The 25,434-nt window shown below is 59.6% G+C and carries 23 protein-coding genes and 2 tRNA genes; 6 read left to right on the top strand and 19 right to left on the bottom strand.

Annotated features, from left to right (window positions below):
- Positions 1-4: 4 nt before the first annotated feature.
- Both gluQRS and ACNSPV_RS06365 read right to left on the bottom strand, forming a co-directional pair.
- Positions 5-982: a tRNA glutamyl-Q(34) synthetase GluQRS gene (gene gluQRS / locus ACNSPV_RS06370; protein WP_348584113.1), complete on the bottom strand. Its 978-nt coding sequence runs from the start codon at positions 980-982 to the stop codon at positions 5-7.
- Positions 983-1,361: 379 nt separating this feature from the next.
- Positions 1,362-2,906, bottom strand: coding sequence for a PTS transporter subunit EIIC (locus ACNSPV_RS06365; protein WP_348584115.1), 1,545 nt, complete (start codon positions 2,904-2,906; stop codon positions 1,362-1,364).
- Between the two features lie 252 nt (positions 2,907-3,158).
- On the opposite strand from ACNSPV_RS06365, the gene ACNSPV_RS06360 reads away from it, so the two are divergent.
- Positions 3,159-3,773 carry a hypothetical protein gene (locus tag ACNSPV_RS06360; protein WP_348584116.1) on the top strand — a complete coding sequence of 205 codons (615 nt, stop codon included), beginning with the start codon at positions 3,159-3,161 and terminating at the stop codon, positions 3,771-3,773.
- Positions 3,774-3,870: 97 nt separating this feature from the next.
- Here the strand turns inward: ACNSPV_RS06360 and ACNSPV_RS06355 are convergent, their stop codons facing one another.
- From ACNSPV_RS06355 to ACNSPV_RS06345, 3 genes are all read right to left on the bottom strand, one after another.
- A complete protein-coding gene (locus tag ACNSPV_RS06355; protein ID WP_256372190.1) occupies positions 3,871-4,002 on the bottom strand; it encodes a hypothetical protein in 132 nt (43 codons plus the stop codon).
- A gap of 27 nt (positions 4,003-4,029) precedes the next feature.
- A complete protein-coding gene (locus ACNSPV_RS06350; RefSeq protein ID WP_044953149.1) occupies positions 4,030-5,154 on the bottom strand; it encodes a DUF362 domain-containing protein in 1,125 nt (374 codons plus the stop codon).
- Between the two features lie 318 nt (positions 5,155-5,472).
- Complete coding sequence (locus ACNSPV_RS06345) at positions 5,473-6,324, bottom strand: undecaprenyl-diphosphate phosphatase (protein WP_256469109.1); 852 nt, start codon at positions 6,322-6,324, stop codon at positions 5,473-5,475.
- 227 nt (positions 6,325-6,551) lie between these two features.
- On the opposite strand from ACNSPV_RS06345, the gene ACNSPV_RS06340 reads away from it, so the two are divergent.
- From ACNSPV_RS06340 to ACNSPV_RS06320, 5 genes are read left to right on the top strand one after another with little or no spacing between them, the layout of a single operon-like run.
- Positions 6,552-6,965 carry a potassium channel family protein gene (locus ACNSPV_RS06340; protein ID WP_249237621.1) on the top strand — a complete coding sequence of 138 codons (414 nt, stop codon included), beginning with the start codon at positions 6,552-6,554 and terminating at the stop codon, positions 6,963-6,965.
- A gap of 15 nt (positions 6,966-6,980) precedes the next feature.
- Entirely contained in the window at positions 6,981-7,646 is a 666-nt protein-coding gene (locus tag ACNSPV_RS06335) for a potassium channel family protein (RefSeq protein WP_249237622.1), read from the top strand.
- Positions 7,643-8,074 carry a hypothetical protein gene (locus ACNSPV_RS06330; protein ID WP_348584118.1) on the top strand — a complete coding sequence of 144 codons (432 nt, stop codon included), beginning with the start codon at positions 7,643-7,645 and terminating at the stop codon, positions 8,072-8,074. Before ACNSPV_RS06335 ends, ACNSPV_RS06330 begins: the two co-directional genes overlap by 4 nt.
- On the top strand, positions 8,071-9,423 hold the full coding sequence (locus tag ACNSPV_RS06325; protein ID WP_348584119.1) for a PH domain-containing protein: 1,353 nt from the start codon (positions 8,071-8,073) through the stop codon (positions 9,421-9,423). Before ACNSPV_RS06330 ends, ACNSPV_RS06325 begins: the two co-directional genes overlap by 4 nt.
- A 21-nt stretch (positions 9,424-9,444) precedes the next feature.
- Positions 9,445-10,101: an HAD family hydrolase gene (locus tag ACNSPV_RS06320; RefSeq protein ID WP_348584121.1), complete on the top strand. Its 657-nt coding sequence runs from the start codon at positions 9,445-9,447 to the stop codon at positions 10,099-10,101.
- Between the two features lie 368 nt (positions 10,102-10,469).
- Here ACNSPV_RS06320 and ACNSPV_RS06315 read toward each other — a convergent pair whose 3' ends face one another.
- From ACNSPV_RS06315 to mnmG, 14 genes are all read right to left on the bottom strand, one after another.
- The gene (locus tag ACNSPV_RS06315) at positions 10,470-11,783 is read right to left on the bottom strand and encodes an ABC transporter substrate-binding protein (RefSeq protein WP_348584122.1); all 1,314 of its coding nucleotides are present in this window, start codon (positions 11,781-11,783) and stop codon (positions 10,470-10,472) included.
- Positions 11,784-11,880: 97 nt separating this feature from the next.
- Positions 11,881-12,588, bottom strand: a complete 708-nt coding sequence (locus ACNSPV_RS06310) for an ABC transporter ATP-binding protein (RefSeq protein ID WP_348584123.1) — start codon at positions 12,586-12,588, stop codon at positions 11,881-11,883.
- On the bottom strand, positions 12,581-13,330 hold the full coding sequence (locus ACNSPV_RS06305; RefSeq protein ID WP_005937157.1) for an ABC transporter ATP-binding protein: 750 nt from the start codon (positions 13,328-13,330) through the stop codon (positions 12,581-12,583). Before ACNSPV_RS06305 ends, ACNSPV_RS06310 begins: the two co-directional genes overlap by 8 nt.
- A gap of 2 nt (positions 13,331-13,332) precedes the next feature.
- On the bottom strand, positions 13,333-14,388 hold the full coding sequence (locus tag ACNSPV_RS06300) for a branched-chain amino acid ABC transporter permease (protein ID WP_348584124.1): 1,056 nt from the start codon (positions 14,386-14,388) through the stop codon (positions 13,333-13,335).
- A gap of 1 nt (position 14,389) precedes the next feature.
- Complete coding sequence (locus ACNSPV_RS06295; protein ID WP_097776774.1) at positions 14,390-15,253, bottom strand: branched-chain amino acid ABC transporter permease; 864 nt, start codon at positions 15,251-15,253, stop codon at positions 14,390-14,392.
- Positions 15,254-16,329: 1,076 nt separating this feature from the next.
- Positions 16,330-16,401, bottom strand: a tRNA-Glu gene (locus ACNSPV_RS06290).
- Positions 16,402-16,493: 92 nt separating this feature from the next.
- Positions 16,494-16,570 (bottom strand) — tRNA-Met (locus ACNSPV_RS06285).
- Positions 16,571-16,918: 348 nt separating this feature from the next.
- Entirely contained in the window at positions 16,919-18,250 is a 1,332-nt protein-coding gene (gene serS / locus ACNSPV_RS06280; RefSeq protein WP_348584125.1) for a serine--tRNA ligase, read from the bottom strand.
- Positions 18,251-18,336: 86 nt separating this feature from the next.
- Positions 18,337-19,206 (bottom strand): ParB/RepB/Spo0J family partition protein, encoded by an 870-nt coding sequence (locus ACNSPV_RS06275; RefSeq protein WP_249237627.1) that lies wholly within the window; start codon positions 19,204-19,206, stop codon positions 18,337-18,339.
- 18 nt (positions 19,207-19,224) lie between these two features.
- A complete protein-coding gene (locus ACNSPV_RS06270) occupies positions 19,225-20,058 on the bottom strand; it encodes a ParA family protein (protein ID WP_097774091.1) in 834 nt (277 codons plus the stop codon).
- A 616-nt stretch (positions 20,059-20,674) separates the two neighbouring features.
- Positions 20,675-21,472 carry a ParB/RepB/Spo0J family partition protein gene (locus ACNSPV_RS06265; RefSeq protein WP_339394431.1) on the bottom strand — a complete coding sequence of 266 codons (798 nt, stop codon included), beginning with the start codon at positions 21,470-21,472 and terminating at the stop codon, positions 20,675-20,677.
- 158 nt (positions 21,473-21,630) lie between these two features.
- A complete protein-coding gene (gene rsmG / locus ACNSPV_RS06260) occupies positions 21,631-22,338 on the bottom strand; it encodes a 16S rRNA (guanine(527)-N(7))-methyltransferase RsmG (RefSeq protein WP_348584126.1) in 708 nt (235 codons plus the stop codon).
- A 17-nt stretch (positions 22,339-22,355) separates the two neighbouring features.
- Complete coding sequence (locus ACNSPV_RS06255; protein WP_339394433.1) at positions 22,356-22,913, bottom strand: prolyl-tRNA synthetase associated domain-containing protein; 558 nt, start codon at positions 22,911-22,913, stop codon at positions 22,356-22,358.
- Between the two features lie 184 nt (positions 22,914-23,097).
- A complete protein-coding gene (gene mnmG / locus ACNSPV_RS06250) occupies positions 23,098-24,966 on the bottom strand; it encodes a tRNA uridine-5-carboxymethylaminomethyl(34) synthesis enzyme MnmG (RefSeq protein ID WP_348584127.1) in 1,869 nt (622 codons plus the stop codon).
- Positions 24,967-25,434: the final 468 nt, after the last annotated feature.

Below are 25,434 nucleotides of genomic sequence, written 5' to 3'. Positions count from 1 at the left end.
TGCTTTAAAACAGCCCTTCCGGCAGGCAGACATCCTGCTTTGGCACCTTTGCCCAGGAAAACTCCCCGATCAGGCTTTCCGGCGTGCGGGGCGCAGGCTCCGGCTGCAGGCCGTAGGCGTAGGCAAGCTTGCCCACGATCTCCTGCGCGGTGTATTTTTCCCGCAGATTTTCCAGACTCTGGTCGCCGTCCCGCTTGGACAGCCGCCGCCCATCCGGGGCCAGCAGCAGCGGGCAGTGAGCAAACTCCGGTGCCTGCAGGCCCAGCAGACGGTACAGGTACAGCTGCCGTGCCGTGGAGGACAACAGGTCTGACCCGCGCACCACTTCGGTGACGCCCATGCGGGCATCGTCCACCACCACGGCCAGCTGATAGGCGAACACACCGTCTGCCCGGCGCAGGTAGAAATCGCCGCAGTCCCGCAGCAGGTTCTCGGTGTGCGGGCCCATGCAGCCGTCCACGAATGTGATCTCTTCATCCGGCACCATCAGGCGGTAGGCCGGAGCTTTCTTTTTGCGTTTTTCTGCAATTTCGGCGGCGGTCAGTCCCCGGCAGGTGCCGGGGTAAATGACATTGCCGTCTGAGGTATGGGGCGCACTGGCCGCGTGCAGCTGGGCGCGGGAGCAAAAGCACGGGTACACCAGACCCCTGTCCTCCAGCTTCCGGAAGCTGGAAGCGTAGATCTCCGCGCACTCGCTCTGGTAATAGGGGCCGTTCGGCCCGCCGGTGCTGCCGCCCTCGTCCCAGACAAGGCCCAGCCAGTCGAGGTCCTGCTCCAGCAGGTCGGCGTAGAGCCGCGGGCAGCGCTCGGCGTCCAGATCCTCAATGCGCAGCACGATGCGTCCGCCCCGGCTTCTGGCGCTGAGCCACGCCAGCAGGCTGCAGGCCAGATTGCCCAAATGCAGCCGCCCGCTGGGGCTGGGGGCAAAGCGACCGGTTGGCGGTATTATCTCCGATTTATCACAATGTGCTTGGTTTTGCATTGGGGGTCCTTTCAACCGCTGGACGATTTAAAATTGCCGACGCGTTCGCTTTGGCAATATCAGCGGAAATATTATTTTATATATTCGCGTTTGTGAAGCGAAGCGGAACAATGAAAGCCCCAGTGGGGCTTTTAAGCGACCGAACGGTCTTGCGTAAGCAAGATGGAGGGGCCTCGCCCCGACAAGTTCGCGTTTGTCGCGCTCTGCGGAGCGCTCCAAACGCATTTTCACGGGAAGGGGTCGTAACGGGAAACGGCATGTTGCTGCTGTCGGCTTATCGCCGTCGCGCAGCGACTATAAATCGGCGGAACACAAAAAATCCTTTCGCTCTGCACAGGAAGCCGCTCTTTCCCTATTATAGTTACCCACCCGTCAAAGGTCAACAGACCACCCTGTCCAGCCGCTGCTCCACCGCCTGCCGGACCTGCGGCGCACGGATGCCGAAAACGATCTGCACATTGCAGCCGTTTTGCACCACCCCGCTGCAGGGCAGCTCCCTCAGCGCCTGCTCCCGGACAAAGGCCGCATCCTGCACCGTGACCCGCAGGCGGGTAAAGCAGTTATCCACCGTGCAGATGTTCTCCCGCCCGCCGAGGGCGGCGATGAGCTTTTCCACCCCGGCATCGTCCAGCGGTGCCGCTTCCGGCCGGACAGGCTCCTCCGGGCGTCGGCCCGGCGTGGGCAGGTCCAGCGCTTTGATGAGCGCCGTGAAGACCACAAAGTACACCGCAATCTGGGCAAGGCCCAGCAGGTAGAGCACCGGATAATGGGTGCGGGCCGCACCGGCAGAGAGGTTCATTGCCAGCGAACCCAGAAGGTTGGAGGTAAAGGCGGTCACATGGCACAGGTGCAGCAGCACGATGAACCCACCGGAAATGGCCGCGTGGGCCAGCCACAGCACCGGTGCCGAAAAGCAGAAGAGAAAATCCATCGGCTCGGTGACCGAGGCCAGCGACGCCGTGAAGGCCAGCGGCAGCAGTTGAGCCGCCGTTTTGCGGCGGCTGCCGCGCCGGGCACAGAAGATGAATGCCGCCGCAATGCCAAAGTAACCAAACGTCTTGGTAAAGCCGGTGTACATCCACACGATGCCATCGGAGAAGGGCAGGCCCAGATTGTACTCGGTCATCATGACCACATAGGCACCGGTATAGGTGACGCTGCCCACCGTGAGCTGACCGCCCAGCTGCGAGAACTGGAAGGGCATATACACCAGATGGTGCAGGCCCGTGGGGATGAGCAGCCGCTCCAGAAAGCCGTACAGGAACAGGCCGATATTGCCGGACGCCGCAAGGAAGCCGGTAAGGGCAGCAATGGCCTTTTGCACCGGAGGCCAGACAAAACAGGCCCCAAAGCCCAGCACCGCCGCCAGCGCTGCCATGCAGGTAAAGGACCACCGCTCCCCGGAAAACACGCCGCCCAGGATCCCTTTGTGGGCCTTTTTACAGGTGCGGTCATACACATGGGCTGTCAGCAGGCCCAGCAGCACGCCGCCGAATACGCCGGTATCCACGGTCTGGATGCCCAGCACACTGGTCTGGCCTGCACCGTACAGGCCGGTCAGGCCGTCCGGCTGCGCCAGCAGGCCCAGTTCGGCAAGGGTGACATTGCCGGCGGTGAGATAGATGAAGTAGCTCATCAGCGCAATGAACGCCGCCTGATGCTTTTCCTGCTTTGCCAGCGACGCCGCAAGCCCGGTGCAGAACAGCACGCTGAGGTTGGAGATGACCGCCGACAGGCATTTGTAAAGGATCCTGCCCATCAGCCGCACCGGCCCCCACTGCAGCAGCGGCAGCGCCCCGGACAGCGCGGTGCTGGTGAGCAGGGCCCCTGCTGCCAGCAGCAGACCCGCCGCCGAAAGATAGGTCAGCGGGGCCAGCATCGCGCGGGAAAACCGCTCCAGTGCGGCCGTGATCCGGTGTTTCATGGCGTTTCCTTCCTTTCCGGCCGACGGTGCGGCAAAGTCCTATCTGTAGTCAACCGATTTTTGCGGAAAATGTCAAGAATGCAAAGCTCCTAAAAATGCCGCCGTTCTTTGTGCAGGGTGCCGATTCCCCCACTTGAAATTCGTTCTGCCCCGTCCGATTGACAACCGCTGCCGCAGAACGTATACTTAGGGTGTATCGTTTTGAGGTGCTGCGGCCTCTGCGCCAAGGCACTGCTCATGGAGGACACTGCTATGAAATCAAGATATACCCGCATCCTCTCTGTTCTGCTGTGCGCCGCACTGGCCTGCAGCATTCTGGCCGGCTGCAACACTGCTGCCAGCAGCTCCGAAGTGCCCAGCTCTGCCAGCAATTCCCAGAGCGTCCCCGCTTCCAGCGAAGTGCTGCCCGATTCCACCACCCGGGCCGACACCTCCGGGCTGAACCCCGGTGATTTTGACGAGAACTCCATCTTCTCCATCACCGGCACCTCTGCCGCCTTTGAGCCCTGCCTCGGCTGGGGCCCGGGCGTATCCGGCTGCTCGCTGAAATCGGTGATCGCAGCGGCATCCCTGCTGCAGTGGGCGGAAGACGCCCGTCTTGCCTCCCGCACGCCGGATGCTGTGCAGGAAGCCTTCTACAACTGGTACGACACCCTGGACGCCGACGAGCAGGAGAGCTTTGCCGAGGCCTGGACGATGATCGAGCCGGACGCGCTGAGCCTGCTGAGCGACAAGGAGAGCATGACCGGCCGCATCGAGGACGCCGGCCTTGACCCGGACTCTTTGCCCGGCTGCACCCTGAAAAACTGGCAGGCCCTGCAGACCGTGCTGGACGACTGCGTGCCGGAGACAAACGGCGAGGCTTAATAAAACAAAAAAGCATCTGCAGCCATCGCTTCTGAATTTCAGAATCAGCGATTTTGTTGCAGATGCTTTTTTCTTTAGCGGGCTCGCCCTCTCAGGCTCACATTCGTTCGCCAGCTCCCCCAAAGTGGGAGCCCTTGGCAGTCCACGCAAAGTCCATCTCTTTGCCAAGGCCTCTCCCTTTGGGAGAGGTGGCACCGTAGGTGACGGAGAGGGCGAGGATGCTGACCATGTGCAGCATTCCTTCTGTTTCTGATTTTTATACCTTCTTCAGCACATACTGGCGGGTGCCCATGCCGATCTTTTCGGCCTGATCCAGCGTGGCCTTCCACTCGATGTTGGGGTTGGAATCCTTGAAGTTGTCATGGTGGCAGTTCCAGCCGGGCTTTGCAAGGTTCTGGCCCAGCTGGCTGTTCGGCAGCGGCTGTGCATTCAGGCAGGCGTCCGCGCAGGCCTGATCCAGCGCCACCGGGTCAAAGGACGCAAAGATGCCGATATCCGGCAGGATGGGAGCATCGTTCTCGCAGTGGCAGTCGCAGTTGGGGCTGATGTCCTGCACCAGAGAAATATGGAAGCAGGGACGGCCGGCACACACGGCAGCCGCATACTCGGCCATCTTGCGGTCCAGCATCTCATTGGCGCTGTCGCACTGGGAATAGATGGCGTCAAAGTTGCAGGCACCGATGCAGCGGCCGCAGCCCTTGCACTTGGTCTGGTCAATGACAGCCTTGTTGTTTGCATCGTAGGTGATGGCGTCGGAGCCGCACTCCTTGGCGCAGCGGTGGCAGCCGCGGCACAGGCTCTGCTGCACCTCCGGGTGTCCGGCGGCGTGCTGTATCATCTTGCCCGCGCGGGAGCCGCAGCCCATGCCGATGTTCTTGAGCGTACCGCCGAAGCCGGTGGATTCGTGGCCCTTGAAATGGGTCAGGCTGATAAAGATATCCGCATCCATGATGGCGCGGCCGATCTTTGCCGTCTTGCAGTATTCGCCGTTCGGCACCGGCACCTCTGCCTCATCGGTGCCGCGCAGGCCGTCCGCAATGATGACCTGACAGCCGGTGGTCATGGGCCAGAAGCCGTTCAGCTGGGCACAGGTGAGGTGCTCCAGTGCGTTCTTGCGGCTGCCCGGATACAGGGTGTTGCAGTCGGTCAGAAACGGCAGACCGCCCTGCTCCTTGCACAGGTCGGCCACCACCTTGGCGTAGTTGGGGCGCAGGAATGCCAGATTGCCCAGCTCACCGAAATGCATCTTGATGGCAACGAATTTGCCATCCATATCAATGTCCTTGATGCCGGCAGCAATGCACACGCGGCGCAGCTTGTCCAGCAGGCTGGTGCCCACGGGACAGCGGAAATCTGTATAATAGACCTTGGATGCTTCCATAGCAGTTCCCTCCATTTTGCTTTGTACGGCACGCTGCCGCATACTCTCTTGCTTTTCAGTATAACACAAAGTTTTTCAAAGAAAAAGAGCGGGATAAAGGCGGCAGGCACCCCTCTGTGTCCCACGATCAAAATGGCCTCCGCTGATCGCTCTGGCCATATTTAGCGGAATTATTATTTCATAAGGAATGAAAGCCGGAAATCTGCGGATTTCCGGCTTTCAATTTTCACGGGAAAGAGTCGTGGCGGGCAGCGGCATCTTGCAAAAGGCATGAAGCCTGCCCCACACGAATGCGCTCTGTGCGGGAAGCATTCCAAATCAGAAGATGGCCGTCACAGCCGCCACTGCCAGCACGATGATGCCCAGCACGATGCGGTAGACACCAAAGAACTTGAAATCGTGGCGCTTCACATAGTCCATCAGGAAGCGGATGGCGGCAAGGCTGACGCCAAAGGCCACCACACAGCCCACTGCCAGCACGGCCACCTCGGTGCCGGTCATCACGGAGCCGCTGACGGCGAACTTGACCACCTTGAGCAGGGATGCGCCCGCCATGACCGGGATGGCCAGATAGAAGGTGAACTCTGCCACACAGGCGCGGGACAGGCCCAGCAGCAGGCCGCCCACGATGGTGGCACCGGAGCGGGAGGTGCCCGGGATGATGGCCAGACACTGCCACAGGCCGATGATGAGGGCATCGCGGTAGGTGATCTGTTCCAGCTTTGTCACATGGGGCGTGATGCGGCGGTTCTCCACAACGAAGAACAGGATGCCGTACAGGATCAGCATGGCAGCAACGGTGATGTAATTGTAGAAGTGATCTTCCATCCAGTTGTCCAGCGGGCTGATGACAAGCACCGGCAGGGTGGCGGCCACCACCTTGAACCACAGGCTCCAGACGCTGGGCTTGGAAATGACGCGGCCCCGCTTCATGCCAAAGGGCCACAGCTTGCCCCAGAACAGCACCACCACCGCCATGATGGCACCCAGCTGGATGACCACCCGGAACATGGACATGAACTCTTCGCTTGCATTGAATTTGATGACCTGCTCCAGCAGGATCATATGACCGGTGGACGAGATGGGGAGCCATTCGGTAATGCCCTCCACAATGCCCATCAGGATCGCTTTGATGATCTCAAAAAACGTAAAAACCCCTCCTTGTGCCAAAGCACAGCGCTTAATTTGTACCAGTATACCATACTATGCCTTTCTGCGCACGCCGAATGCGAAAATTTTACCGGAAGGCCCTCTGCCGCTCTGCGGGCTGTAACTGCGCCCCAAAATGTGATATACTGATGCAAAGACCCTTTGTCTCCGGTTTTATCCGCAGATCCGAGCAGAAAGCAAACACTGCTCGTATTTTTATCAGGTTATTTTACAATGAGGTGAACTGCATGAACATTCTGGTGATCGGCTGCGATCAGGTGGGCGCTTCTCTGGTCCGTGATCTGGAGCACATCGGACACGATATCTCCCTGATCGAAAAAGACCCCGAGCAGCTCAAGCGGCTGGATGCTTTCGACGACTACCGCTTCCGCGGCACGGCACTGGTGGGCGACCCCACCGACCCGGATACCCTGCGGCAGGGCGGCATCGACAACTGCGACGCCGTGGCCGCTGTGAGCGAGGACGACTCGGTGAACCTGATGGCGGCACAGATCGCAAAAAGCATCTTCCGCCGGGAAAAAGTCATCTGCCGCGTGTCCGACCCGCATCTGCAGGTGCTGTACCACAAGGCCTACGAGATCGACACCATCTGCCCCACCGTGCTCACCGAGCAATCGGTGTTCCGCGCACTGGCAAAGTAAAAGCGAGGGAAGCATATGAAAGTTTGTATTGCAGGCGGCGGCAAGGTGGGCATGTATCTGGCCCAGAGCCTGCTGGCCCACCACCACAAAGTGACCATCATCGAGCCGCAGGAGATGCTCTGCCGCACGCTGGCGGATTCGCTGGATATCCCGGTGATCTGCGGCGATGCCATCAGCTTTGACACCATGCGCACGGCCGACGTGGCCAGCTGTGACGCCTTTGTGGCCGTGACCGGTGCGGACGAGAACAACCTTGTTGCCTGCCAGATCGCAAAGCGGGAATTTGGCGTGAACCGCACCGTGGCCCGGGCCTCCAACCCTAAAAACCGGGAGCTGCTGCACACGCTGGGCGTGGATACCGTGGTGTGCGGCACCGACAACCTGAGCCATATCCTCGAGCGCGAGATCGAGACCGACACCATCCGTCAGCTGCTCTCGCTGGGCGGCGGCACGGCCAGCCTGAACGAGATCCTGCTGCCGGAGAACTTCCAGTTTGCAGGGCAGGCGGTCAAGGACATCCCCATGCCGGGCGACGTCATTCTGGTGTGCATCACCCGCGATGCGGAGTTCATCATCCCCCACGGCAACACCACCCTGCTGCCATGGGACCGCATCCTCTGCCTGACGCAGGATGACACCCTGCACCTGCTGATGGACGCATGGGGCCTTTCCGGCAAATGACCGAGGGGGATCTGCTGCGCACCGCGCTGATCATTCCGCCCAGGGGCCGGGCCGTTGTGTGCAGCTGGGCCAGTGTGCCCGGTGTGTTCTGCGCGCCCTTCGTGTTCTGGCAGAGCCGCTTTGCCGGATGTCTTTTCTGCGCCCTGTGGGCGGGCCTGGTCTTCGCTGTGTGGGCACGGGCCTGCAGCTTTGCAGCACTGCTCACGGCACAGGATCTGGCTGTGCAGGCAGGCATTGCCTTTGCCGTCACGCGGCAGCTGCCCCGCCGGGCCGTGACCGGCGTGTGGGCCCTGCGCACGCCGCTTCTGTGGCTGGCAGGGTGCAGCGTGCTGGTGGTGCGCGGCCCGGGCGTACAGCTGTTTCTGCCGGGCGTGGACGTCCTGCAGGCGCAGGCCCTTGCCGCTGTGCTGATGGAGGACACGCCATGACCGAACGCAGCTTTCACCCGTTTGCGGTGCTGCACTTTCTGCGCAAGACCATCCTGCTCTATCTGCTGCCGCTTTTGCAGGTGCTGTTTGCTCGCAACTGGGCGGCGCTGCGCACGGCTTTGGTGCAGGGCGCGGTGCTGCTGGCGGTGATCGCTGCTGTGAGTGCTGCCGTGCTCCATACAAGCCGCTGGCAGGTGGACGAGCACGGGACCCTGCGGATATGCTGGCGGCTGGGCGTGCGGCTGGACCGCTGCCTGAAGGCCGGGCAGCTGGCGGCGGTCACACTGGAACGGCCCCTGCTCTACCGGCTGGCCGGTGCAAGCCGGGTGGTGCTGTACCCTGCCGGGCAAAAGCGCACCCTGACCCTGCTTCTGAACGCACAGGATGCACAGCTTCTGGCCGACTGCATGATGCCGCGCCGGGACGCCGTGGCCCACACCCCGCGCGGCGGCGACAAGCTGGCCTTTGCGGTGCTGGGTGCCAACGGCCTTTCCACCCTTGCCCTTCTGGCGCTGGCCGTCAGGCAGAGCAGGCCCTATGTGCCGGACGCACAGACGGCAGCCTTTGCCCACCTGAACCAGCTGGCAGCGTGGGCGGCACGCTGGCTGCCCATGGGCACGGCATGGCTGCTGGTGCTGGGCGGCGTGCTGTTCTGCGCAAGCCTTGCGCGCAGCGCGGCCCATGCAGCCCACTACACCGTGTGGCGCACCGAGAGCCATCTTGGCAGCCGGGGCGGCTTTGTGCACCGGTACGAGATGCGCCTTGCGCTGGAGCACCTGAGCTATGCGGACCTGCGCCGCTCGCCTGCCACCCGGGCGCTGGGCTGCTGCCCGGTGTTCGTCACGGCCGGCAGCTGCCGGCCTGAGATCCCGCTTCTGGTCTGGCGGGAGGGCAGTCCCTTTCTGCAGGAGCTGCTGCCCGGTTTCGCCCTGCCGCCCAAAGCGCCGGTGGACACAGCAGGCCGCAGCATCCCGGCGTATTTTCTGCCTGCCGGCATCCCCTGCGGGCTGTGTCTGCTGCTGACGGCGGTATCCCGCTACACCCTGCCCGCCCTCACGGTACCGCTGCTGGTGGTCACCGCCGTGTTTGCGGCCCTGCTTGCAGGTGCGGCTGTCGGATACCGCAGGGAGGGCATCTGGCTGCAGGACGGGCATCTGACCCTGCGCCGACAGCGCGGCTTTCACCTGCACGAGATCTGTGTGCTGTGCCCTGCACCGGCTCTGACGGCTCTGCGCTCCCCCTGGGCGGCGGCGGTGGGGCGCACCGATCTTACCCTCACCTTTCCGGGCGGGGTGAAGCACAAGGTGCGCAGCGTAAAGTGCAGTGAATTGCCATTTTTGCTTTTCTGAAACTGTAAGGAGTCTTTTTCTGTGATAAAAACTGTATTATTCGATCTGGACGGCACCCTTCTGAACACCATCGACGACCTTGCCGATGCGGGAAACTGGGTGTGTGAACAGCACGGCTGGCCCACCTTTACGGTGGAACAGTTCAAGCACATGGTGGGCAACGGCATCCCGAAGCTGGTGGAGCGCTTCTCGCCGGAGAACGCCCGCACGCCGGAGCAGCTGGCGGCCACGCTGGCCGAGTTCACCGCCCGGTATGACGCCCACAAGGAGGACAAGACGGCCCCCTATCCCGGCATCCCGGAGCTGCTGGACGCGCTGCGGGCAAAGGGTGTTCAGTGCGCAGTGTTCTCCAACAAGGCCGACCCTCTGTGCGGCAAGATCATCGCCCACTATTTCGGCACCGGCCGCTTTGATGCCGTGCGCGGCAGCAGGCCCGGTGTGCCCACCAAGCCGGACCCCGCCGGGCTCTATGCTCTGATGGACGAGATCGGTGCGGACCGCTCTGCCACCCTGTTCGTGGGCGACAGTGATGTGGACATCCTCACCGGACACAATGCCGGACTGCCTGCCATGGGCGCGCTGTGGGGCTTCCGGGGCCGTGCAGAGCTGACCACTGCCGGTGCGGATGCACTGGCGGCAGTGCCGGAGGATATTTTTACCTATATCCAGAAGAGTTGACGATTTAGAATGCCCTCCGTTTTACTCTGGGCATGTTTAGCGGAAAATTTATTTTTATTTGCAGCTCAGAAAAATCTGCGGATTTTTCTGAGCTGCTTTTTCACGGGAAGGGGTCGTGACGGGAAGCGGCATCTGCTGCTGTCGGCCTGCGGCCATCGCGCAACGACTTTTGATTGGCGGAACCCCAAAAAGTGGTTAAGAGATCTTCACGCCGAACAGGCGGGAATCTCCAGCTTTTTGGGGTGGAGCCTGCTGCTTTGGGATTATCAGCCTCCCCTACTCGAATACGCTCTGCACGGGAAACAATGCGCAAAAAGGCGAGCCGCCCATTGGACGGCTCGCCTGCTGTGTTCTTTGGGGTAACTTTATCAGCCCAGAGTAACTTCCTGGATCTTGGAGGAAGCGAACTCGAAGGGCCAGACAGTCTTCCACTCCTGATCCTGCACCTGTGCGATTGCAACAGAAGCGTAGGTGTTGTCACGGTAGTGCTTTGCGCCGCCGATCTCGTACTCGGGAGTGAACTCGATCTTGGAGTAGGGCAGAACGATCTTGCGGCCGCCCTCGAATGCACCGTCGATGGACAGCTCTGCCAGAGCGTCGCGGACAGCGGCACCGTCGGTGGAGCCTGCCTTCTCGATGGCGGACTTGAACAGCCACACAACGGTGTAGGACTCAGCAGAGTGGCCGTTCATGTTGACGTTGTAGACCTTCTTGAAGTCCTCGTTGATCTCCACGCCGTTGGTCAGGTCGGGGTTGAACTCGACAACAGAAGCCACGCCGTTTGCGGATGCGCCCAGGTTGGGGATGAAGGAAGGATCGGTGAAGCCGTTGGCCTTGGCAACGATCATCTTGGGCGTGTAGTTCTGCTCCTTCAGGGTCTGAACGAACAGGGTAGCGTCGCCGATGTAGGAGTCGCACAGGATGGCGTCCGGGTCAGCCTGCTTCAGAGCCAGCACCTGAGAGGACAGGTCGGTCGCGTTGGAGCTGTAGTCCACCTCGGCCACCACATCCAGACCGTAGTCCGGTGCGAACAGGTTGACGCAGCGGATCAGCTCCTGACCGATGGCAGCCTTATCGGTGAAGATGGCGACCTTCTTGATCTCGTTGCCGGTCTGCTCCTTGGAGTCCTGCAGATACTTCAGCATATCTTCCACGTAGACGGAGTTCAGCGGGCACAGACGGAAGAAGTAATCGTAGTCCTTGTGATCCTCGTCGGTCAGACGGTCCAGCGTGGAGATAGCGGTGATCATGGGGATGCCGTACTGCTGGCAGACCTGAGCCACGACCTCGGTGACGACGGACATGTGGCAGCCCATGATGACGTTGACGCCTTCCTGAGTGATCAGACGCTCAGCCTCGGACTTGCCGGTGGCTGCGTCGCCTGCGTGGTCGCCGCGGACGACTTCCAGCATCTGGCCGTTCACGCCGCCTGCCTTGTTGATCTCGTCCACTGCAAAATCGATGCCGCGCAGGATGTTCTCGCCGATGGCTGCGTTGCCGCCGGACATTGCGTAGATGGTGCCGATCTTGATGGTGTCGCCGGAGGGAGCAGCTGCGGTGCTGCCGGATGCTGCGGGAGCAGTGCTGGTGGAAGCGGAAGAGCCGCCGCAGGCGGTCAGTGCAGCTGCACTGCCCAGAACAGCGGATGCCTTCAGGAAGCTTCTGCGAGAGATCTTTTTCATAATTGTCCTCCAATTCTGTTTGTGAAAACAGCTTGTTTATACGAGTCTTCGGCTGTGCCGCGTGAACCAGCACCTGCCGGAGATCCGGTTTCTAAAATCAGATGCCGAGGTACGCCTTCTTGACGTGCTCGTTTGCCGAGAGTTCGGCGGCGGTGCCTTCCAGCGCCACGCGGCCGTTCTCGATGACATAGCCGCGGTCAGCCGCTGCAAGGGCCTTGGTAATATCCTGCTCCACCAGCAGCACCGAAATGCCGTCATTCTTCACCATGGTCTTGGCCACTTCCAGAATGTCGTCCACGATGTTGGGAGCAAGGCCCAGACTGGGCTCGTCCAAAATCAGCAGCTTGGGCATGCCGATCAGCGCACGGGCCACGGCCACCATCTGCTGCTCGCCGCCGGACAGGGTGCCGGCAGCCTGCTTTGCGCGCTCGCGCAGCTTGGGGAACCAGTTGTAGCACTTTTCCAGATTTTCTGCAAAATGTGCCTTGGTCTCCTTATTGAATGCGCCCAGCTCCAGATTTTCCAGCACGGTCATCTCGGTAAAGAGCTGACGGCCTTCCGGCACCTGCACGATGCCGCTGTCCAGAATGACGCGGGAGTTCTTGCCGGAGAGGTCTTCCCCGTTGAACTCCACCTTGCCGGAGCTGGCCTTGACCATGCCTGTGATGGTGCGCACCATGGTGGTCTTACCGGCACCGTTGGAGCCAAGGATGGCAACGATCTCGCCGTCCTTCACCTCAAAGCCGATATCCCACAGGATGTTCACAGAGCCGTAACCGGCGTTCAGACCTTCAACTTTAAGCACTTGCGCCCTCCTTTTTGGTGCCCAGATACACCTCCATGACGTAGGGATCGTTCATGACCTGCTCGGGCGTGCCCTCAGCGATCTTTTCGCCGTGGTGAAGGACGATGACCTTCTCGCACAGGCTCACGACCGCCTTCATGATGTGCTCGATGAGCAGGATGGTGACGCCGGACTCGTTGATCTTGCGGATCAGCTGGATGGCCTCTTCGGTCTCAGCCGGGTTCAAGCCTGCCATGTTCTCGTCCAGAAACAGCACTTCGGGCTTGGTGGCAAGGGCGCGGGCCATTTCCAGACGCTTCTGGTCCGGCGTGCCCATGTCCTTGGAGATCACATGGCGCTTTTCGTACAGGCCGGTAAAGTGCAGCACCTCCATGGCGCGCTCCTTGGCCTCTTTCTCGCTCTTTGCACCGGCGTGACCGAAGTAGGCGGCGGCGGTGACGTTATCCAGAACGCTCAGGTTCTTCAGAGGTTTCATGATCTGGAAGGTGCGGGCGATCTTCATGTTGGTGTACTCATACGCCTTTTTGTTGGTGATGTCCTCACCATTGTAGAAGATCTTGCCTTCGGTGGGCGGGTAGTAGCCGCAGATCATGTTGAAGGTGGTGGATTTACCTGCACCGTTGGGACCGATCATGCCGGTGATGGAGCCCTTCTCCACCGAGAAGGAGACATCGTGCACGGCGGTCAGTCCCTTGAACCGCTTGGTCAGGCCCTGGACTTCAATAATAGGCTTTTCTGCCATGATTACTTCCCTCCCTTGTCTGCCATCAGCTCATACTCTTCCAGCACATCCAGAGACGGCTTTTTGAGGATCTTTTCGTCGATGAAGGCCTTGAACTTCGAGTTCATGTACCAGCCCAGAATACCGGACGGGCGGAAACGGATGACCACGATCAGCACGACGGCGTACATCAGCATGTTGATGCCGGGCAGAACGGCGGCAAAGTTTGCACGCAGCAGCTCGCTCAGCGGGATCATGATGAGGCCGCCGATCAGCGGGCCTTCGATGTAGGCGGCGCCGCCCACGACTGCGGGCAGCACGATCTCGGTGGATTTGGACTGGATCATGACGTCCGGGTCGATGTAGCGGATATAGCTGACGTAGAAGAAGCCGACCAGACCGGCAATGATGGCCGAAATGACGACCGCGATCACCTTGTACTTGGTGGGGTTGATGCCGATGGCGGCGGCTGCGTCCTCATCCTCGCGGATGGTGCGCAGCGCAAAGCCCAGCTTGGAGCGGCCGATCTTCTTCATGATGAGGTAAACGCCCACCATCATGATGAAGCCGATGTAGTAGTACGGCACCTTGCTGGTAAAGCGGAACTGCGCAAAGGAGTCCTTGCCGAAGGGCAGGCCCACGCCGGATGCGCGGCCGAAGAACTCCGAGTTGATGATGAACTGACGGATGGACTCGGCAAACGCGATGGACACCAGCGTGAAGTAGGGGCCGCGCAGGATCAGGCTGGGGAAGAAGATGACACCGGCCACCACGCCCACAACGAGCATATCCAGCACAGCGGCCACCCAGGGGTTCATGCCCGTTTTGGTGACCACCAGACAGCACACATAGGCACCCAGACCCATGTAAGCGGCCAGACCCAGCGAGTTCTGGCCGGTGATGCCGCCCAGAATGTTCCACGCCATGGACAGGGTGGACATATAGAAGGTGAGAACGAAAATGTTGATGATGTAGGGTTTATCCACGACCAGCGGGATCGCTGCGAAGATGGCGACGATGACAGCAAGGACGATCGCCAGATTGCGGTGATAGGTTTTGACTGCTTTTCTGGTATCCATCTTATCGCCTCCTCAGAATCATGACCTGACGCACGACCAGAATGATGATGAAGGTGACGAACACGATCATATCACTGTAGGACGGGCTGATGAACAATGCACTCATCTGCTCCAGCAGGCCCAGGAAAATACCGGCGAAGAATGCGCCGGGGATGGAGCCCAGACCGCCCACGACCACGACGATCAGTGCGCGGAAGCCGAAGCTTGCACCCGCAGTAGGATAGATGGTGTAGAACTGGGTGAGCAGAGAACCGGCGATACCGGCCAGAGCAACGCCCAGACCATAGGTCAGGATGTAAATTTTCTTGACGTTGATGCCCACGACCTCAGCACCAATGGGGTTCTGGGATACGGCGCGGATCTGCTTGCCGGTGGTGGAATACTTGAGGAAGGCAAACAGTGCAATGGCGACCACGATCAGGATCAGGAAGCTGATCAGACGGGGCAGCGCGATGGTGACCGGGCCCAGCGGAATGTAGGTCTGGGCATAAGGGGTAATGATCTTATAATAGGTGGAACCGAAGATGACCAGAGCGCCGTTGGTGAGCAGCAGGCCCAGACCGACGGTGAGGAACAAAAGGTTCGTAAAGCTCTTGGTCTTGAGCGAAGGGGTGATCAGAGTGGACTGGATCAGCGCGCCCAGCCCGAACATGAGCACTGCAACGATGGGAAGCGCTACATAGGGGTCCACCCCAAAGTAGGTATACAGAACATAGGTGATATACATGCCCACCATCAACATTTCGCCGTGGCAGAAGTTGACGATGTTCATAACACCGAAAATGATGTTCTGGCCCATACCCATCAGGGAGTAGAAACCGCCCAGCAGGATCCCGTTTACCAGTGCTTGCAAAAAGACTTCCATTGACATCCTCCCGTTCTAAGCATCAGGCGATGGGAACAGATGATGCAAAAACTGCACGCTGCATCCGCCACCGGCCCATACTCGTGATTGAAAACCGCCCTTGTGGACTCCATTTCCTCCCTTCTGCTCGTACAATTGGTATATCATCTGTATTGTAACGTAAGTGTAGCCTGTATACAAGATATTATTTCTACCAAACTTTGTCATGAATTTATATGGAAAGTGCTAGAATATCTCAGAGTTTTTGGTGTGAAAGTCAATTTCCGCGGTTAAAAAATGGAGGATTGATGTCTCATTGACATAATTTTGTTACCATTTCAGGCCGAAAATCTGCGGGAAAATGCAGAAAAACCCGGCAGAAGAGCACCTGAACGTGTTCCCCTGCCGGGTTTTTTATCCATAAACTGACATGTGGTATTCAAGATGAAGGCGCGCCGCCGCCCTGTTCCGGGTCGTGGTTCCCAGCGTATGCTTCACGCCTTGGAGCGGCGTTCGCATCCCGCTGACCACGGCTCCAGCTTCGCTTCCCTGTACTCCCCTTTTTGTCGCTATGCGACATCTTCCCCCGACCGGGGGAAGTCTTTGCTCGCTGGCGGCGGTCAGCTCAGCTGCAATTCCCGTACGGGTCAAATAAAAAATCCCCCGAGCGAATGCAGCGGCAGCTACCACGGTAGACATTCCTAGCCGTTGGGACCTGCAATAACGACGACCGCGGCCAGTGGCCGATGCAGGGAGGAGTTGTTGGGGCAGCGGCCAGCAAGACGCACGTGCCGCCCAAGGCACGCGCGGATGCTGGGAGCCGCAACCCGGGGCACTAAAAAAGAGCCCACTGGGGCTTTGGTTGCGGTGCTGCGCACCGCCGCCCTGTTCGATTCCCGTACGGGTCAAATCAAAAACGCCCTTGCGCAATGCGCAAAGACAGCAACCACATTAGACATTCCTAGTCGTTGGGACCCGAACACTAAAAAAGAGCCCACTGGGCTCTTTTTTGCCGCCTGCGGGCGGCCGTGTTCCTTCGATTCCTCGTACGGGTTGCATGAAAAAATCCCTGATCCTAAGATCAGGGATTTTATTCATGACCCGTACGGGAATCGAACCCATGTTACAGCCGTGAAAGGGCCGTGTCTTAACCGCTTGACCAACGGGCCTTAGAAATACAGAGCTTCGCTAAAACCTCCGACATCCATCGCCCACTACTGCGGACGACCGTCCCCCTAACCTTAGCGAAACTCTGTAAAAGTGGTAGCGGTAACTGGATTTGAACCGGTGACACTTCGGGTATGAACCGAATGCTCTAGCCAACTGAGCTATACCGCCACATATTGTTTGTGCACTTGAACAGTGCTCTATTATTATATCCATAGATGGGCCTTTTGTCAACACATATTTTCAAAAAATTTTGCGTTTTTTCAATCTCTCGATTTTATTCACGCAGCTTCGTTGAAACATTGCATTTCCCGTCATTTTTGCAGGGGGTTGCGGCAAAAAACGAACCCTCTCAGTCATCGCTGCGCGATGCCAGGCTTTGCGCTTCAGCCTGAAACTTTGCCGCCATGACGAAGAGGGCAAGCCCGCTTCCCACGCAAAAAAGCACCGCTTCCCTCACGGAAAACGGCGCTTTTTTCAACCTTTTTTCTGTCCGGATGTGGAAAACCCGGTGCAGTTTTAGTTCTTCTTGTGGGTGGGGACCATGACCTTCAGGCCGCCCATATACGGCTGCAGCACTTCGGGGATGGTCACGGTGCCGTCGGCCTGCAGGTGGTTCTCCAGGAAGGCGATCAGCATACGCGGAGGTGCCACGCAGGTGTTGTTCAGGGTGTGGGCCAGATAGGTCTTGCCGTCCTTGCCCTTCACGCGGATGTGCAGGCGGCGTGCCTGTGCATCGCCCAGGTTGGAGCAGGAGCAGACCTCGAAGTACTTCTGCTGGCGGGGGCTCCAAGCCTCGATATCGCAGCTCTTCACCTTCAGGTCGGCCAGGTCGCCGGAGCAGCAGTTCAGCTGACGCACCGGGATCTCCATGCTGCGGAACAGCTCCACAGAGTTCTTCCACAGCTTCTCGTACCAGTCAGCGCTCTCGTCGGGGCGGCAGACCACGATCATTTCCTGCTTCTCGAACTGGTGGATGCGGTAGATGCCGCGCTCCTCGATGCCGTGAGCACCCTTCTCCTTGCGGAAGCAGGGGCTGTAGGAGGTCAGGGTCAGGGGCAGAGTGGCCTCGTCCAGAGTCTGGTCGATGAAGCGGCCGATCATGGTGTGCTCGCTGGTACCGATCAGGTACAGATCCTCACCCTCGATCTTGTACATCATGGCATCCATTTCCGGGAAGGACATGACGCCCTGCACCACGTTGCCGTGCATCATGAAGGGAGGGATCACGTAGGTGAAGCCCTTATTGATCATAAAGTCGCGGGCATAAGCCAGCACAGCCTCGTGCAGGCGGGCGATGTTGCCCAGCAGATAGTAGAAACCGTTGCCGGCCACGCGGCCTGCGGCGTCCATATCGATGCCGTCGAAGCTCTCCATGATCTCGGTGTGGTACGGGATGGGGAAATCGGGGACCACAGGCTCACCAAAGCGCTGTGCTTCCACGTTGTAGGTATCATCCGGGCCGATGGGCACGCTGGGATCGATCATCTGCGGGATGGTGTACATGATTTCCTGAATGCGTGCGGACAGGGTCTCTTCTTCCTTTTCCAGTTCAGCCATCTTGTCGGCGTCGGCCTTGACGGCGGCATTGTTGGCATCGATCTGAGCCTGCAGCTCAGCCTTCTGTGCCTCATCCGTGCACTTCTTCAGCTGGCCGAACAGGGGGCCGTTGGCCTTGCTCAGCTTGTTGCGGGCAGCCTTGAGGGCTTCCACTTCCTTCAGGCATGCGCGGTACTTGGCATCCTTCTCGATGACCTCGTCCACCAGCGGGAGCTTTGCATCCTGAAACTTCTTCTTGATGTTTTCCTTGACAGCGTCCGGGTTTTCACGGACAAATTTGATATCAAGCATGATTGACTCTCCTTGCTCTATTTCGGTTCGCACAGAAGATCCCCTCCCCTGTGCCGTTCAAAGGCGGTCGCCCGCCTTGGATCGCTTTATTCTTCGTTCTGGTACTGTCCCAGCAGGTTGGCAAAGGCCCGCAGCTGCTCGTCTGAATAGAAATGCACGGTCAGCTTGCCCTTGCCGTCGTGGTAGGCCACGTTCACCTCGCTGCCCAGCACCTGCTTGAGGCTTTCTTCCACCTCCACCGGCAGGGTGCCGCGCGGCTGGGGCTCTCTGGGCTCCTTTGCGGGCTTTGCCAGCTTTTTGCACAGCGCCTCGGCCTGACGCACGTTCAGCTGGTTGTCTGCGATGATCTGCGCCGCCTGCTCCTGCAGCTCCGGCGTGGGCAGGCTCAGGATCACCTTTGCGTGACCGATATTGATAAAGCCGCTTTTCAGCAGTTCCAGCACGTTTTCCGGCAGGTTCAGCAGGCGCAGGCTGTTGGCCAGTGCGCTGCGGCTCTTGCCCAGCTTCTGTGCCGCCTGCTCCTGCGTCAGGCCGCAGCGGGTCATCAGCTCCCGGATGCCGGCCGCTTCTTCCACCGGGTCCAGATCCTCGCGCTGCAGGTTTTCCACCAGAGCCAACTCCATGGCCTGCTCGTCGCTGACCTCCTTGATGACCACCGGCACATCGTTCAGCCCTGCCATGCGGCAGGCACGCCAGCGGCGCTCACCCGCCACGATGCTGTAGCCGCCCCGCGGACGCGGACGCACCGCGATGGGCTGCAGCAGGCCGTGCTCTGCAATGCTTGCGGCCAGCTCGCCCAGCGTTTCCTCGTCAAAGGTCTTGCGCGGCTGTTCCGGGTCCGGTTCGATCTCACGCAGGGGCAAGGTATCTACCTTTGCGCCGGACTCAAAAACCGGGGCGGCATCTTCAAACAGACTGTCCAGCCCGCGGCCAAGCCCTCCTTTTCCTCTTGCCATTCATGTTCCCCCTGAGGTTTAATCTTCCAGAGCATTTTTCGTCTGCTCTGCGACGGGTGCACTTTTGCTGCGGGCCTTTTTGGGCTCGTGCGGGCGGTTGTTCTTGACAAATTCGATTGCCAGATCCATGTACGCTTCGCTGCCCTTGCCCTTGGGCTCATAGAAATTGATGGGCTGGCCGTAGCTGGGTGCCTCCGAAATGCGGATGGAGCGCGGGATGGTGGTCTTGTACACCTTGGAGCCGAAATACTTCTGCACCTGCTCCACCACCTGCACGGTCAGGTTATACCGCAGCGAGAACATGGTGAACACCACGCCCTCGATATCCAGATACGGATTGTACTTTTTGCGGATGGTCTTCAAGGTGCTGATCAGCTCCGAAAGGCCCTCCAGCGCGTAATACTCACACTGCACCGGAATGAGAACGCTGTCGCAGGCACTCAGGCCGTTCAGGGTGAGCAGGTCCAGACTGGGCGGACAATCGATAAAGATGAAGTCATAGTCCTTCTGCACCTCGGCCAGCGCCTTGCGCAGGCGGCTCTCACGAGCGGGCAGGTCGATCATTTCCAGACTGGCACCGGCCAGACGGGTGTTGGAGCCGATGACATCGGTGCGGTACTCGGTCTTACGGATGGCCTCGGAGGCCCGCGCCTCACCGATCAGGATCTCGTAGGTCCCCTTTTCCACGCTGCGCTTCGGGATGCCGTAGCCGGTGGTGGTATTGCCCTGCGGATCAAGGTCTACGATGAGCACCCGCTTGCCCAGCGCCGCAACGCAGGACGACAGGTTGACGGCAGTGGTGGTTTTGCCAACGCCGCCCTTCTGGTTCGCAATTGCTACAATTTTTGCCACGCACAATTCTTCCTTCCGGGAAAATTTAATTGTTCCATGTGGAACATTCGCAGTCATGCCTGCCGGTTTCCCGTCCATACAGGCACCTTAACACCTAGTATAGCACATCCAAATCGGTTTTTGAACCATCTGAAGCGTTTTTCGGCTGGATTTTTAACTTTCAGGGACGGAAAAGCGGAAATGCGGACACTTTGGGGAGAGAACTCCCCCAGTCTGCTGCGCAGACAGCCCCCTCTGGGATGGGGCCCTTGGCATCGCGGGAAAGTTTCCGGGTAAACTGCAAAGTTAGCCGTACCGGAAGGCTTCCCCCGGTCGGGGGAAGCTGTCACCGCAGGTGACTGATGAGGGCGCACCGCCAGCTGCTGCTTACCTGTACCCCTCATCCGTCTGCTCACTATGTTCGCAGCCACCTGCTCCCCCTTTTGTCGCTGCGCGACATTTTCCCCCGGCGCGGGGGAAATCTGTCCCCAAGGGGTGAAGGCTTTCGCAGCAGCGGCAAAGCTACCGGGTAAATTGCAAAGTTTCCGGCACGCCAGAGGCTCCCTCTCCGAGGGAGCTGGCAAAACCGTCAGGTTTTGACTGAGGGAGTTCGTCCCCTGTTCCACATGGAACAATTTTACCGTTCGGCGGCCGCAGTGGGAATGCGCACCGTATACTCGATATACCCGTCCTTCTCTTCCCGATGGGCGGTAGCGGGCACGCCGTTGTCAGTCATCAGACGGATGGCATGGTCGATGGTGTTCACAAAAATGCGCACATCCTTGACCATGGAAACACGGTGCCTGCCTTTTACGGGGGTGTTGAGCAGCTGTTCAATGTAGAGGTCGGTCTGCCGGGCGTTCATGCGGCGCTTGGCAATGTTGATCAAGGCTTCGCTGCGGCGGTTCTCCGGCAGACGCAGCACCGCCCGGGCATGGCGCTCGGTGAGGTTGTTGTCCAGCACGAACTGCCGCTGGTCGGCGTTCAGCTGCAAGAGCCGCAGCTTGTTGGCGAGGGTAGGCTGTGCCATGCCCAGACGTTTGGCAGCCTCGGCCTGGGTGCAGTCCCACAGCACCATCACATCCTTCATGCCCTGCGCCTGTTCAAAGGGGTTCAGGTCGGCCCGCTGGATGTTTTCCAGCAGACCCAGTGCCGCGGTCTGCTCGTCGCCGTAATTGCAGAGGATGGCCGGGATGGTGGTCATCTTTGCCAGCCTGCAGGCACGGAGCCGCCGCTCCCCTGCCACCAGCTCATAGCCGCCATCCGACAGCTTCCGCACCGTGACCGGCTGCAGCAGGCCGTTCTCCCGGATGCTCTGCGCCAGTGCCGCAAGCTCCTGCTCGCTGAATTCCCGCCGTGCCTGAAATGGCGACGGCCTGATCTGATCGATGGGCAGGAAATAGATCTTGCCCGCCTGCTTTTTGCGTTCAAACATGAATGTACTCCCCCTTCGCAGTTTTGCCGGGTCTGTTTTCCACATTTTCCCGGGAAAGTGTGGAAAATCTCAGGCTTCAGCCACAGTGTACCACACAAAGAAAGACCCTGCCAGACAAATCGTTCGGCAGGGTCTTTCAGAATACGTTCATTGCTGCGTTATTTCAGCGGACTTTTCGCGATTTTACCGCCGTTTCTGGGGTAAGCTGTCGGAGTCTGCGAAATCTTTTTGCACAGGATCAGGGTGCGGGTATCACCGCCCGGCAGGTGCAGGGTGCGGGTCTCCCTGTACTCACCGCCCAGCTTTTTGATGGCACCCCGCGCTGCGGCCAGTTCTTCCTCACCGGAAGAGCCTTTCATGGCGAGGAAATTGCCGCCCACCTTTACCAGCGGAAGACAGTATTCGGCCAGCATGGGCAGCGCAGCCACAGCCCGGGCAGATGCCAGATCGAACTGCTCACGCCACACCTTGCGGGCGGCTTCCTCGGCGCGCTCCTTGGCAAACTCCACGCCGACAAGGCCCAGCTGGGCGCAGGCGTACTTCAAAAACTCCACCCGCTTGCCGGTGGGCTCCATCAGGGTCAGCTGCAGTTCCGGCTTGAAAATTTTGGTCACGATGCCCGGGAAGCCTGCGCCTGCGCCCACATCCACCATGCGGCCCGCCACTTCCGGCTGGCTGGCAAAAAGCAGGCTGTCGAGGAAGTGCTTATCCTCGATGCCCTCGGGGTCGGTGATAGCGGTCAGGTTGACCTTCTGGTTGTAATCCACCAGAATTTCGGCAAAGGCATCCAGCTGGTCCAGCTGGGTGCCGGTGAGGGTGATGTTCCATGTGGAACATTTTGCTTCCAGACGCTGTTTGTCGATCATGGGTGTTGTCCTTTCTTTCATTCACCGGTCAGCTGGACGAAAATCGGCTCGTGGTGGACGGCGGGCAGGAAGGTTTCCAGCACATCTGCCGTGCGCAGCTTGAGCGAAGAGGTGTTGATGCAGGGGTGGCAGCCAAGGTACTCCCCTTTCTTCACATCCTCATCCATCAGCAGCTGCACCTTGTTTTCGGTGTCGTTGGCAAGCCCCATGATGGAGGAGGAGCCGGGCGTACAGTCCAGATACTGCTCCATATCCTCGGGCGAGGCAAAGCTCAGGCGGGCAATGCCCAGCTGATGGGAGAGCTCTTTGGTTTTGAAGGGTTTGTCCCCGGGCATCATGAGCAGATAAAAGTTCGTCTTTTGCCGGTTGCACAGGAACAGGTTCTTGCAGACGGTGGCATTCAGGCAGGCATCGATCACATGGCAGTCCTCCATGGTATCGGCCTTCATCCAGCCGTGGTCGGTGCGCCAGAATTGGATGCCCAGCTTGTCCAGCAGGTCATAGGTGCGGATCTCTTTTTCCAGCCGCCCGGTGCAGTCGGCGGGACGGCCCTCGTAAAGCTTCAGTTCTTCCATTGGTTGCAGCTTCTTTCTATGGGTACGATTTTAAATTGCATTTATAGAGAAACCCTCTCAGGCCGCTTCGCGTCCAGCTCCCCCGAAGGGGGAGCTTTTTGCATCTGGGGGAACGCTTATAAAGCTCCCCCCTTTGGGGGAGCTGGCAAAGCCGGCAGGCTTTGACTGAGAGGGTTCAGCAAAGTCATTTCCTCGCTGCCAGCGCAATGCTCAGCTGCGCCACATCGGAGGGCGATACGCCCGGGATGCGGCCCGCCTGACCGAGGTTCTTCGGCCGGATGCGGGCCAGCTTTTCGCGGGCTTCCAGCGTCAGGCCGGCCAGATCCGCATATTCAAAGTCGTCCGGGATCAGGGTCTTTTCATGCCGGGCCACGTCCCGGATCATCCGGTCCTGCCGGGCAATGTAGCCCGCATACTTGATCTCGGTCTCCAGCCGCTCGGCCAGCATGGGGGTGATCTGCTCGCCCCAGCCGATGACACCGGCCAGCAGCGGATAGCTGATCTCCGGGCGGCGCAGCAGCTCTTCGGCAATGCCGCCTTCGGCAGCAGGAGCAAGACCGGCCGCTTCCATGGCGGCACGCAGGTCGGCGGTGCGCAGATGCGTCTCGTGCAGGCGGCGGCGTTCCGCTTCCAGAATGCTCTGGGTGTGCTGGTACTTGGCCCAGCGGTCATCCTGCACAAGGCCGTATTCCCTGCCGATGGGGGTCAGCCGCTGGTCGGCGTTGTCCTGACGCAGAGTCAGGCGGTACTCGCTGCGGCTGGTCATCATGCGGTAGGGGTCCATGACGCCTTTGGTGACCAGATCATCCACCAGCGTGCCAAGATAGCTGGTGTGTCGCGGCAGGATGAGCTGCTCTTTGCCCAGCGCATTGCGGGCGGCGTTCAGTCCGGCCAGCAGGCCCTGGGCGGCGGCTTCCTCGTAGCCGGAGGTGCCGTTGAACTGACCCGCGCCGTACAGACCCCGCACCACCTTGCTTTCCAGCGTGGCTTCCAGACTGGTGGGGTCCACGCAGTCGTACTCGATGGCGTAGGCCGGGCGCATGATCTCGATGTGTTCAAACCCTTTGATGCTGCGGTAGAAGGCATTCTGCACATCCTCCGGCAGGCTGCTGGAGGCTCCCTGCAGATACATCTCCTCGGTGTTCTCCCCGCAGGGCTCCACAAAAATGGGGTGGCGGTCCTTGCCCGCAAAGCGCACCACCTTGTCCTCGATGGAGGGGCAGTAGCGCGGGCCAACGCCCTCGATCATGCCGCCATAGAGCGGGCTGCGCTGGATGTTATCCAGAATGATCCTGTGGGTCTCGGGGTTGGTATAGGCGATCCAGCACTCCACCTTGTTGTGCATGGGGGCGTCGGTCAGGAAGCTGAAGGGCTGCAGCTCATTGTCCGGGTCGCCGGGCTGGCATTCCAGCTGGCTGAAATCGATGCTGCGGCGGTGCACCCGGGCAGGGGTGCCGGTCTTGAACCGGCGCAGCGGCAGACCGGCGGCCTTCAGGCTGTCGGTCAGGGCGTTGGCGGCGTGCATCCCGTCCGGGCCGGAGGCATACCATGCATCACCCACAAAAATTTTGCCGCCCAGATTCGTGCCGGTGGCAATGACCACGCACTTGGCGCTGTATTCCCCGTTCAGCTGGGTCACGACGCCCTTCACACGGCCGTTCTCGGTCTCAATGCCCACGACCTCTGCCTGATGGATGGCAAGGCCGGGCGTCAGCTCGAGGGCGTGCTTCATATATTCGTGGTAGCGCTTGCGGTCGGTCTGCACACGCAGGGCGTGGACCGCCGGGCCTTTGCCCCGGTTGAGCATCCGGCTCTGCAGATAGGTAGCATCCGCAGCAAGGCCCATCACGCCGCCCAGTGCATCCAATTCACGTACCAGCGTGCCTTTTGCCGTGCCGCCAATGCTGGGGTTGCAGGGCATGTTGCCAATGGCATCCAGACTCATGGTAAACACGGCGGTTTTTGCACCCAATGTCGCGGCGGCGTGGGCGGCTTCGATGCCGGCGTGACCGGCACCGATGACGATGACGTCATAATCTCCTAAGTGGTTCATATACTTTCGGGTTTCCTCTAATAAATGATTTGAAATGCCCTCCGCTTCGCTCTGGGCATATTCAGCGGAAATATATTTTTTAAATTTGTAAATCCGAAAAGCCTGCGGGCTTTTCGGATTTACTTTTTCACGGGAAAGGGTCGTAACGGGAAACGGCATGTTGCTGCTGTCAGCCTGCGGCTGTCGCGCAGCAGATAGCGCACAAGCTTACCCTCACGGTTCGTCGCATAAGCGACTCAAAATCGGCGGAACACAAAAAATCCTCTAGCGGAGCGACTTGGATTTTTTGTATGGAGCCCATCTCCTTTGGGATTATTAAGGGCGAGTAGCCCTTAATTCGTGCCTCCCGCGCCTCGAAAGTAGCGGGTGCTTTTCTGGTTCTCTTTTGGCACGCAAAAGAGAACGTACCCGGCGGTAATGCCTTTTACAAAAGGCATGAAACTTGATTCACGCGACCACGCTCTGCGC

Source organism: Faecalibacterium sp. 3, assembly GCF_048323735.1.
GTDB lineage: Bacteria > Bacillota > Clostridia > Oscillospirales > Ruminococcaceae > Faecalibacterium > Faecalibacterium wellingii.
This window is presented reverse-complemented; position numbering and strand designations above follow the sequence as displayed.